The following is a 10906-nucleotide window of genomic DNA, read 5'->3' on the forward strand; positions in this document are numbered from 1 at the left end:
CGTGGGCACGAGTGATGCGGCCTACGACAAGTCGACCGAGCCCCTGTGCCATGCCCTCTCGGGAGGCCCGTACCTCTACCAGCCGGGTCCGGGCACACCGGACTCCCTGGCCCGGACGTGGTGCGGCTGCCCCTGATGAAACGAAAGAAGCCTGGGCCAGCGGTGGCCCGGGCTTCTCCTTCGCCTGTCCTCACCGTGGAGGCCGTAGGCGGGTGCTGGCGTACGTGATGGGACGTCTGGTTGGCGCACTGGGAATGGATCCGGATCCCCCTCTCCGCACCCTCTCTCCGCGACCAAACCCTGAGGCGCCTGATCCAGCCTCGGTGGATGGGGGTGCTATCCTCGGGAGCGATGAGCGACGAGCCCGAGGGAGGCAACCCCTCCCCGTACGACGTGGAGCTGGACCTGGAGCAGCGCTTGCGCCTGGCGACGCCGGAGCACACCACGCGGGGCGTCCTGTTCACGGCCACGTTGAACATGGTCCGGGAGCTCGGGGGTGACGAGGCGCTGGTGCGGTACTGCCAAGAGGCAAGCGGCGCGAAGGAGTTCTTGGACTTCTTCAACTACCCCACCAGCTCACTCCTCCGCTTGCTCGCCGCCGCGGCGCGGGGGCTGAGTGGCAGGTATGGCAGCATCGAGGAGGCCCTGCGACAACTCGGCTGGAAGGACTCGTTCCGCGGGGCCGCGTGCTGCCTCACCCTCCTACGCCAGCCGAGAGGGTGAGCACGATGACCGCGCGGATGAGGAGGAGCCGTGGCGGCGTCATCGCCCCGCGCGTTCGCCAGACCGCAGCGCGTGGACGCGGACATAGTCGAACTCGGCGGTGAAGTCGCCGCCCCCCCCCATCGCCACGAGGGCGATTCGCGGGTGGGTCATCGAGTGCGTCCAGGTTCCGCCGCGAACCCAATCCACGCCGTTCTGGCTCGTGTACGCGGTGTACGCCGTGGTGTCGCCGCCAGCGGCGCGGCGCGCCTCGCCCGTGAGGCGCTCGACCGCGACGCGCAGGTACGTCCAGTCCTCCGAAGGGGCGCCGACGACCGTGTTGCCATGGCGCCCCCATCCGGCCGGCACCGACGCCAGCTCCTTCGAGAACTCCGTCTGACGCGTCTCCCCCATGGAGGTGTTCGTGAGTTTGATGAAGTCGTCGTCGCCGCCGTAGATCACCACGCCAGCCTGAACGTAGTTGAAACAGCAGCCCTCATCCGGCACGTCGAGGCGCACCTTGGTTTCGACCAGGTAGTCGCCCTTGGGCGTCGAGCGTGTCAGCAGCGAGGCGGTGTTGCTGTCGAGGTGGATGTCGGCCTTCTGCACATGGAAGCGCAACGTCCCATCGGCGACCGCGTACGTGCTCGAGTCTGGCGGTCGCACCCACGACCAGGAGTCGCGCAGCGCGGTCCCGTCGAACATGTCCGACGCCGCCGCGATGCGGTCCCCGGGGACGTGCGGCCGCGCCAGCTTCATCCGGTACCGGGACTTGAACCCGTCTCGCGCCGCGGGCGCGGGCATCTTACCGTCCGAAGCCCAGAAGCCCCCGCGCACGGTCGGCCACCCGTCGACCCAGTCCAAGGGATCCAACAGCACGGGCCGCTTGGTGAAGCCTGTCGCCGTTTCGAAGAACGGGTCGGACCGATCGACCGCGTGGTAGACGGTCCACCACTGAGCCGCCGCGTCCTGGAAGACCGTGTTGTGCCCGGTTCCAACCCAACGGTTGCCATTCATGCTGATGACAGGTGTTCCGCCGACCTGCGTGTCCAGCAGCGAGTTGCCCTCGCGATCCACGAACGGACCGAGCGGGTTGGTGGCTCGCCCGACGTAGACGCTGTAGCCGGTCAGCGCGCCATTGCAGCAATTCGTCGACGACACGAACAGGTAGTAATTGCCGTCGCGGAAGACGACGTTCGCACCTTCGTAGCGGTTGCCGATGGTGATCCGCGTCTCGTCGGCGCCAACGGTGGCACCCTCGGCGGTCAACGTGACCGTCCTGGCGAAGACGCCCCCGGAGTAGCTGCCATAGTAAAAGACGCTGTTCGTGCCGACGGAGTCACCCAGGACGTCCGGATCGAAGGTCCAGAAGAACGCGCAGGGATCCGCGCTGGCCGTGTCCTTGCGCGGGCCAATCACCGGCTCGTCGGAGAACTTCCACGGTCCTGTGGGGCTGTCGCTGGTCGCGACACCCATCGCGCTGTCGCTCGTGCACGTCGTCGTGGTCGTGTCGGTGACGACGAAGAACAGGTAGTACTTGTCGTGCGCCGAGGAGTAGACGACGTCCGGCGCCCACAGCCCCGCGCTGCTGACGGCATAGCCAGGCAGCGACTGGAAGGCGTCGCCGACGTACTCCCAGTCGAGCATGTCGAGGGAGCGCAGTTGAGGGATCCTGTGGAAGACCAATTTCCCTTGGGCGTCGAGGTCCTTGTCGTTCAGTGGATCCGTCGTGCAGTACATGTACCAGTACGGATCGCCCCGTCTCTGCCCGCGCAGCACCGTGGGGTCGGCACAGCTTTCAATGACCCCGTCACCCGGGAGCTTCGGCTTCAACGGGTTGTTGTAGAAGCCGGGGCTCTTCGAACTGGCGGCCGACGCCGGTGGCGCGGTGAGCGTGGCCAGCAGCAACAGTGCCGCGAACACGCGCGGCAGGGCGTCAGCCCGAGTGAAGCGACGAGTGCCCATGTGAACTCCCTCCAACGCCGACGGTGCCGGACTGACCGGGGAGCATAGGCCGGATGGGAGCCCGGTCGAGGGTCCGGGCACACCGGAGACCCTCGCCCGGACGTGGTGTAGCTGTCCCTGACCGGACGCATGCGCCCTGCTGATGCTGTTCCGTTGATGATTTGACGGAGTTGTAAAATTCGCGCCGCGGATGCGTTTCCCGTGCGAATTCTCAGGGCGTGAGGTTTTTCCCCATGTCCTCTGCTGCCCCCGAAGTGGATCTTTCCCAGTGCGAACGTGAGCCCATCCATCTGTTGGGGGGCATCCAACCGCATGGAGTACTGCTGGCCTTCACCGAGCCGGGGCTCCGCCTCGCGATGGTGAGCGCCAACTCCGAGGCGCTGCTGGGTCGGCCGCCGCGAGCGCTCGTGGGCCAGCCACTCGCCGAGGTGCTCCCTCCGGCCTCGCTCGCGATCGTCACCCAGGCCCTGGCTCAGCCCACCACCACCGGTGACCTCGTGCGCCTCGAGGCCGCGGGCCGGGTCTTCACCGGGCTGGTGCACCGCAGCGGTGGGCTGGCCGTGCTGGAATTGGAGCCCGAGGGAGCGCAGGGGAGCAGTGAGGAGGACTCACTGGCGGCGGTGCACCGGCTCCTCTCGCCGCTGACCCAGGCCCGGGGCCCCTTGGGGCTGCTCCAGGCCGCGGCGGACGCGGTGCGCGGGCTCATCGGGTTCGACCGGGTGATGGTGTACCGCTTCGACGCGGACTGGCACGGGGAGGTGGTGGCGGAGAGTCTCGCGAAGGGGGTGGACGGCTTCATGGGCCGGCACTTCCCCGCCAGCGACATCCCCGCCCAGGCGCGCGCCCTCTACACGCGCAACACCCTGCGCCTCATCGCCGACGCGCGGGCCAGGCCCGTCCCCCTGGTGCCCGAGGTGCTCCCCGGCGTGGGCCGTCCATTGGACCTGTCCGGCGCGGCCCTGCGCAGCGTGTCCCCCGTGCATCTGGAGTACCTGGCCAACATGGGGGTGGCCGCCTCCTTCTCCATCTCGCTGGTGAAGGACGGTCAGCTGTGGGGGCTCATCGCCTGCCATCACTCCGAGCCGAGGTGCCTGTCGCCCGCCACGCGACGGGCGTGCGACGTGCTGGCCCGGCTGCTGGCGCTGCAATTGGGGACCGAGGAGCGCGGCGCCGAGGCCGAGGAGCTCGCCCGACGTTCCTCCCTCCGGTCCCGCTTGATGGAGCGGCTGGCGGAGGGCACGCACGCGCTGCCCGCCGCGCTCTCCCAGGAGCGGGAGCTGCTGCTGACGCTCACCGGCGCGGGCGGTGCGGCGCTCCTGCTCGGAGAGACTCCCATCCTCGTGGGCGCCACGCCTCCCCTGTCCGAAGTGGTGGAGCTGGCCTTCTGGCTGGCCGATCGCTCCGTCGGCTCCGCCTTCTTCACCGATCGGTTGGCGGAGGCGTACCCGCCAGCCGCCGCCTATGCGGACGTGGCCAGCGGGCTGCTCGCGGTGCGGCTGGACTCGAACCCGAACCTGCCTCGCTACGCGCTCTGGTTCCGCCCGGAGGTGACGCGCACCATCACCTGGGCGGGCAACCCGAGCAAGGCGGTGGTACCCGGGCCGGGCGGTGTCCCACGCCTCCACCCACGGGCCTCCTTCGAGGCCTGGCAGGAGACGGTGCGCGGGAGGAGCACGCCCTGGACGCGGGTGGACCTGGAATCCGCGGAGGGCTTCCGCAGCGGTCTGGTCGGGGTGGTGCTGCGCCACGCCGCCGCCCTGGCCCGCTCCAACAAGGAGCTGGACGCCTTCGGGAGCATCGTGGCGCACGACCTCAAGGAGCCCCTGCGCGGCATCCAGCAGTACGCGAGCTTCTTCCTGGATGACCACGGCAGGACGCTCGATGGCGAGGGGCGCAAGCAGATCGAGGACATGCGGTGGCTGGCGGAGCGGACCCAGGGGCTGCTGGAGGGTCTCTTCGAGTACAGCCGGGTGGGCCACGTGGAGCAGGCCTGGGGCGAGCTGGACATGCGGGAGCTGGTGGAGGACGTGCTCCTGACCGTGGCGTCCCGGCTCAAGGAGAACCGGATGGAGGTGCGCACGCCCCGCGCGCTGCCTCGGGTGGAGTGCGATGGGGTTCGCATCCGCCAGGTGTGGGCCAACCTCCTGACCAACGCCGCCAAGTACCGCCAGGAAGGCGAGCCCCGCTGGGTGGAGGTGGGCTTCATCGGTCCGGGCGAGCCCTGCTCGCACCCGGCGAGGAAGCGCCCGGACGAATACGTCTTCTACGTGCGCGACAACGGCATCGGCATCCCCGGGCAGTACCACGAGGCCGTCTTCGAGATGTTCCGCCGGCTGCACCCGGCGCGCACCTATGGAGGCGGCAGTGGCGCGGGACTGGCCATCGCGCGCCGGCTCGTGCGCCTGCACGGGGGCGAGCTGTGGTTGGAGTCCGCGCCGGGGCAGGGCTCCACCTTCTTCTTCACGCTGGGAGAGCGGCCTCGGGGCTGAGTCGCTTCCCGAGGCCGGCGTGACTCAGGCGCCCTCGATGTGGATCGTGCCCGGCTCATGACTACTTCGTGAGGATGCCGTGCCAGAGCAGGCGCTCCTCGCGGCCCGGATCATTCTCGACCCGGGACGTGAGGTTGAAGAGCAGGGTGGGGCGCTGCTCGGTGGTGTAGGCCGGCCACGCGGGAATGCCGGCGTGATTCGGGTTGCCGGTGCGCGCGAAGGCGATCCACGCCGAGCTCATCTGCTCGGACAGCTTGAAGCGCTCGGGGTCCTTTCCAGTAAGGCTGGGAACCAGGTTGGCGTTGTCGAACACGAAGGGAATCTCGAGCGCGTGGGTGGCCTTGAGCTTGCCCTCGAGGACCGGCGTCTCCCAGGTGAACAGGTACACGTATACGGGGGCAGCCGCCTGGGCCACCTTGCGCTCCGCGACCAGGAGCGACGAGGCCCGGAACAGGTCGCTGCCCGCCATGATGATCACGTCCCTCGCCGGGGCGTCCGGCATGGCGCGACGGTAGTGATCGAAGACCCGGTCCTTCGCGTCGCCCGCCAGCCGGCCCAGGCCCATGCGTGCCAGGCCGTCGGTCATCACTCCCAGCTTCCCGTGGAGGAACAGCGTCATCTCGTCTTGATTGGTGCCAATCATCAGAGGCACTCCGGCCGAGACGGCGGGGGCCGAGGGGTCGAACGGATTGCCGGGCAGGACCTGCCCATCCGCCACGGGGGTGAAGGGCGAGTTGAAGGTGAAGGCCCCTCGCTCCTTCTTCAAGACGACTGTCTGGGCATCGAGCAGCTTGTCCACGGGGAGGTTCTGCAGCGCCTCGAGGTCTCCCGCCGCGAGCTTGAGCTCGGCCATCAGTTCGCCGGCATGAGCGGTCGCCTGCTCCGGCTGCAGCGCGCGCACGAGGGCACCGCTCTGGCTGATGGCCTTGTGGAACAGTCCCTTCGCCGCGGGCATGGCGAGCACGAGCGTCACCTTCATGCCACCGCCCGATTCTCCGAAGATCGTGACGTTGCCCGGGTCCCCGCCGAAGGAGGCGATGTTGTCGCGCACCCACTCGAGCGCCGCGACGATGTCGAGCATGCCGGCATTGCCCGAGGGCGCATGGGCCCCGGTGCCCCTGTACAGGTAGCCCAGCGCTCCGAGCCGGTGGTTGAGCGTGACCACCACGACGTCACCGCGCCGGGCGAGCGAGGTCCCGTCATAGAGGGCGGCCGACCCGGAGCCTTCCACGAAGCCGCCGCCGTGCAGCCAGACCATGACGGGACGCTTCCCGCCAGCTCCCACGTCGGGAGTCCAGACGTACTCGACCGCATCACGAACGCCGCTCCACGGCTCGGGCTTCACCGGCGGCATGAAGCGGTTCTTGCCCGACGTGGGCCCGCCGTACGGAATCCCCTTGAAGACGCGGATGCCTTCGGAGAGGACACCGCGAACCTGGCCACTCGCGGTATCCGCGATGACCGGACCTTCCCCAGTCGCCGTCGTAGGTAAACCGCCGTGTACAGGTCCCGCCCCACCGAGCCCAAGAGAGCGACGCGCCAGCGCGATGCCGAGCGCACGCGCACCGCGATCCTCGACGCCGCGCAGACCCTGTTCTCGACGCGAGGTTTCACCAACACCGGCGTGCGAGAGGTGGCGGACCTCGCCGGGGTGAATTCCGCGCTCGTCGGCCGCTACTTCGGCTCGAAGGAGGGGCTGTTCCGGGCGACGTTGGAGCGGGTGATCGACATCTCTCCGCTGCTGCGCGAAGACCGGCGGCACCGCTTCGGAGTGGACATGGTTGCGGCCCTCTGCGACTCGCAGGACGCCTCGGGCCCGCTGGCAATGATGATCCTCTCGGCGGCCGATCCCGCGGCACACGCGGCGAGCGTCGAGTTTCTCCAGACGAAGGTGATCGCGCCGTTGGCCAGGTGGCTGGGACCACCGGACGGCGAGGGGCGTGCGGCGCGGCTCAACCTTCTCTGGACCGGCTTCCTCACCAGTTGGAAGCTGCTGCCCAGCCAGCCGCTCGCCGGGGCGCGCCTCGCCTCCACCCGTCGCTGGCTGGAGGCCACGACCCAGGCGATCGTCGACGAAGGCGCGGCCTGCCCACCAGCCGGGCAGAAGCTGCTGATGCGGGGGGTCGTCGGGGTAGGGCGGGCCACGTAGCGCGCGGCCTGCTCGTCACGGGACGGGCCGCCACAGCTCCCCAGCCACGACCTACCCGCCACCGGGAGCCCAGCATGCGGTAGGCCACGGAGGTCAGGGCGACCTGGGTGAAGCAAGCGACCGCGTTGCCCGGCTGGGTTGTTGGCCGACCGTCCTGAGGATCTGTCTTCGCCCCAGCGCTTCTGCCGCATACAAGAACCACGTTAGCTTTGGCTTTGGTGCAGCCCCTCACCGGCACACGCTCTCTGTCGTGCAGAGCCTCCGAAGCCACGAGCGTCAGGGTATCGTCCATCATCTTCACCCGGCGGAACCGCTCCTGCCCCTCCACTTCCACGCGTGCCAGCTTCGTGTCGAAGAACAGGGTGAGGGACGGTTCCGGCCGAAAAAGAAAGCCCCGAAGCACCTGATGGCGCCCGGGGCGTTGCTACATCCCTTGCTACAGCCTTCCGGAAAGTTGAGTCCTTTCCGGGAGATACAGAGTAGAGGCGGCGGGAATCGAAGCCGCCAAGGGCGGATCCGCCCTCCCTCGGGACCAGAGGCCCACCCCCCATTTTCCCTCTGAAAATGGGGCGCCCATCTGTCCGGGCGAGTCCATGCGCGTCCGTTCGATTTGGTCCTTTTTTGGTCCCCTTGGACCCCTCGCCGGGCGAAAAGTGGCGAGCCCTTCGCCCCTCGTCCTAGCTTCTGGCGCCGATACCGTAGCCTACTAATACCGTGCCCTGGTGGCCTCTACTGGCCCGAGGTGCGCGCCGTGGCTGCCCCTGGTGGGGCCTCCACCGGCCCGAGCTTCGCCTGCCATGCCCTGGTGGCCTCTACCGGCCCGAGATTCACGTGCCGTGCCCTGGCGCGCGCTCCTCAAGATCAACCGCCGCGTTTGCCCCGCTTGCTCCCCCTCCGCTTTTCAGTCGCGGCGCCTTGCGTGCGTGGTCGGCTGCGCTTGCTACGCTCTGCCGGGCCGGTCGCTTCGGGCGACCCCGCATCATCGTCGGCAGGGTCTAGGGCCCATGTACCCTCTTCCCAGCGTTTCAACGCCTGGGATGCTTCAAAAGGGACCAGTCCGTTGCCCTTCGCTGCTTCCTCCAAAACCGCTTTGGCTTCCGCCGTGCGATGGCGCAACAGCAGCGCCGCCGCTGACACACGCACGTCCATTCGTGGATGCGTGAAGAGCACCGCGAGTGCATCCCGTCCGGCGTCACCATGAGCCCGCAGTTTGTCAAACACGGCTAAGCACTGATCGACGTGCTTGTTCGCTGTCTTGGAATCGCCCCGCCAAGCCGCCTCGGTTTCTGCCTGTACATGCCGCGCAAACTCCGCCACAAGACCTTGCAAATCAATCATGGCCAAATGCCGTTTCTGACGTTCTGAATGGCCAGCAGGCCAAATTCCCGTTGCGTCTCATAGGACTGAGTGCTGAGCCACTGCCGCACCGTCAGAATCCTTGAGCCCGTAATCCTAAGCGCCTTTCTAGAAAAGAGAGCACTGACCCGTGTATGAAGCACCTTGTCTAGCGCGATAACATTCTCGGTATTATGCAGGGCCTCCTCCCCGAACCGCTTCGCGTTGCCTTTGGTCTGCTCCACGATGTGATGCCACTCCTTTCCGGGGCCCGCCTTTCCCATAGCCGACTTGAAGCCACCAAACGACCCCCACGCCCTGTGTCCGTTCGGTAGTAGCTTACCCCGACTCGGCGCAGGACTCCCAGCGCCAACGCCCCGGGCAGCCATGGCCACGGCATGAGGCGCCAACACCACGCGGATCGTCCCCTCTGGCACAGAGACAATAAGGCGCTCGGCTCCGGTTGCCGTCTCCAGCAAGCCCAAGCCGGTACTAGCCGCGACTCGCTCCGGTGCTTGCGCGAACCCGGGGAGCTTCGGGGCCTTGGAAGCGAGCACCGCCGCTTCACCTATCGCCGCCGTCCCCACGATTACGAGAATGCGCACACTGTTGGGACCGATGACACGCCCGAAACGCTCGCCAATCTCGCGGAGCTCCGCAAAGGTAGAGGCCCGGGGCGCATCGTCGTAAAGCTGCGCATAGGCCCGCAGCAAGTCGAAGAATTCATAACCGAGATAGCCCCACAAGGCGGCGCTAAACACCAGGGCCGCGCCCTTCGTTATCGGCTCGGGCACTGGCGCCAGCAGCAGCGCCATATAAACCGTAATGCTGATGCTGATCATCGCGAGCATTCGCGTAGGATCGAGCATGGCCCGCACTTCCGCGTTTACACCCTCCAAGGCAGGGCCCACCGCCAGGGCAAGCGCAAGGCTGCGCTTGTCGTCATCCTGGAAGCCGGGCCCATCTTCAAACAGCGTCAGACAGTCTCCCGGGGTGCCGCACCGCTCGCAGTGAAGTCCATACGAGCGGGCTAGGTCTGATTGCCACGCTTTGCCACTCAAGTGCGCGGAAGCCAACGCCAGCCTACGGCCCACATATACTGGGGGGCGGGACGCGGCCACCCGAAGCGGCATGTTAAGCCAAAGTGTCGTCATGGCTGCCGAAAACTCGGCGTCACTCACCTGCACAGGCGCGAAGTCCGTGGGCAGCTTGGCAAAAAAAGCCTCTCCCTGCTGGCCTCCGTCCTCGGCTTCTGACTCCAGCGCCCACGGCTCGGGCGAATCGCCCGGCACGGGTGGACGGTAACGGGAAGCCGTCAACCCTCTACCCATGGGGGCCCCCGTGGCGCACGCTGTAACCAGCATCAGCACCGCCAGAGCCAGCGCACCCGCGCGCAGGGGCCGCCGTGTGTCAACGGGGCGAGTATTGACAGAATGCCTAGACATTGCCGCACCTCTCCGGGCGAGCCGCCCGAGCTGGAAGCCCAAACCCGTCAATTACAGAAAGCGGCTGACAGCTAGGTCAAGCCGTCGGGTCAGGTGTGGTGCTGGAAACCCATCGGGTAGGTTGGTTTTCCCTCCGGCCGGATGGGGGGCGGCACTATTCGCGCGCCGCGCCTTGCTTCCCAGCTTGCTCCCCAGCCGGGAACGTGACGTTCCCGAGGGTGACTGTGCGGGGCCCTTGCGCTTCCCATCGCTTGAGGGTGCGCGGGCAGGCGAGTTGCCCGGCTCCCCCTCAGCGCCCACCACAGACAAAGCCTAGGGCGCCGGGAGGAGCCAGCCCTCACCCTCAACTTGGCTTGTCTCCCGCCTATACGGCCGAGGGGTCTGCGGAACGGAACACCCCTCGCTTTTCTCCCCCGAGGCAGAGACTGTTGGCCTGGACTGAACTTCAACCTTTCGAGAAAAAAAGAATACCCTGAAAATAAGCATAGTCCCTTGAATTCGCGAAGTTCACTCGCCAAGTCATTGCCCTTACCGCGAGGGGGACGCATTGGCTAATCGCATAGTGAGAACGATTTGCGCGGCGTGGCTGGCGGCGTGGCTGGGTGCCAGCGTGGCGGCATGTGGCGTGGTGGAGGAGGGCGGCGGGGGACCCGAGGAGACGCGGAAGGATGCGGACGTGCAGGCCATGCTGGCCAGGCTTGACGGTGTGGAAGTGCTGGGCCTTGAGGACGGTGCGCCCACCTTCATCCGGGGCTCGCTGGGCAAGGTGTCGAGCACCGTGTCGGCGCAGATGATGGCGCGTGACGGCGAGGTGTCCGCCC

Annotated in this window: 6 protein-coding genes and 2 pseudogenes; 4 read left to right on the forward strand and 4 right to left on the reverse strand. The window is 67.5% G+C overall.

From position 1 onward, the window contains the following. Positions 1 to 351: 351 nt before the first annotated feature. Complete coding sequence (locus VF794_RS03820) at positions 352 to 723, forward strand: TIGR02265 family protein (protein ID WP_331107809.1); 372 nt, start codon at positions 352 to 354, stop codon at positions 721 to 723. Between the two features lie 39 nt (positions 724 to 762). On the opposite strand, the gene VF794_RS03825 is transcribed toward VF794_RS03820, so the two are convergent. Then, positions 763 to 2667, reverse strand: a complete 1905-nt coding sequence (locus VF794_RS03825) for a family 43 glycosylhydrolase (RefSeq protein ID WP_331107811.1) — start codon at positions 2665 to 2667, stop codon at positions 763 to 765. Positions 2668 to 2900: 233 nt separating this feature from the next. Between VF794_RS03825 and VF794_RS03830 the strand changes: the two genes are divergently transcribed. Next, positions 2901 to 5156 carry an ATP-binding protein gene (locus VF794_RS03830; protein ID WP_331107813.1) on the forward strand — a complete coding sequence of 752 codons (2256 nt, stop codon included), beginning with the start codon at positions 2901 to 2903 and terminating at the stop codon, positions 5154 to 5156. A 61-nt stretch (positions 5157 to 5217) separates the two neighbouring features. Here VF794_RS03830 and VF794_RS03835 read toward each other — a convergent pair whose 3' ends face one another. After that, positions 5218 to 6744 (reverse strand): carboxylesterase/lipase family protein, encoded by a 1527-nt coding sequence (locus VF794_RS03835; RefSeq protein WP_331107818.1) that lies wholly within the window; start codon positions 6742 to 6744, stop codon positions 5218 to 5220. Between VF794_RS03835 and VF794_RS03840 the strand changes: the two genes are divergently transcribed. After that, the gene (locus VF794_RS03840) at positions 6655 to 7305 is read left to right on the forward strand and encodes a TetR family transcriptional regulator (RefSeq protein WP_331107815.1); all 651 of its coding nucleotides are present in this window, start codon (positions 6655 to 6657) and stop codon (positions 7303 to 7305) included. The two genes, VF794_RS03835 and VF794_RS03840, sit on opposite strands and share 90 nt — an antisense overlap. Before the next feature lie 990 nt (positions 7306 to 8295). Here the strand turns inward: VF794_RS03840 and VF794_RS03845 are convergent. Continuing rightward, positions 8296 to 8643 (reverse strand): annotated as a pseudogene (locus VF794_RS03845) (DUF2019 domain-containing protein); the annotation flags it as partial. Then, positions 8640 to 9932: a hypothetical protein gene (locus VF794_RS03850; RefSeq protein ID WP_331107817.1), complete on the reverse strand. Its 1293-nt coding sequence runs from the start codon at positions 9930 to 9932 to the stop codon at positions 8640 to 8642. The pseudogene VF794_RS03845 and the gene VF794_RS03850, both read right to left, overlap by 4 nt. A 715-nt stretch (positions 9933 to 10647) precedes the next feature. Here VF794_RS03850 and VF794_RS03855 point away from each other — a divergent pair. Then, a pseudogene (locus tag VF794_RS03855) lies at positions 10648 to 10906 on the forward strand (hypothetical protein); the annotation flags it as partial.

Source organism: Archangium sp. (assembly GCF_036389735.1).
Lineage (GTDB): Bacteria > Myxococcota > Myxococcia > Myxococcales > Myxococcaceae > Archangium.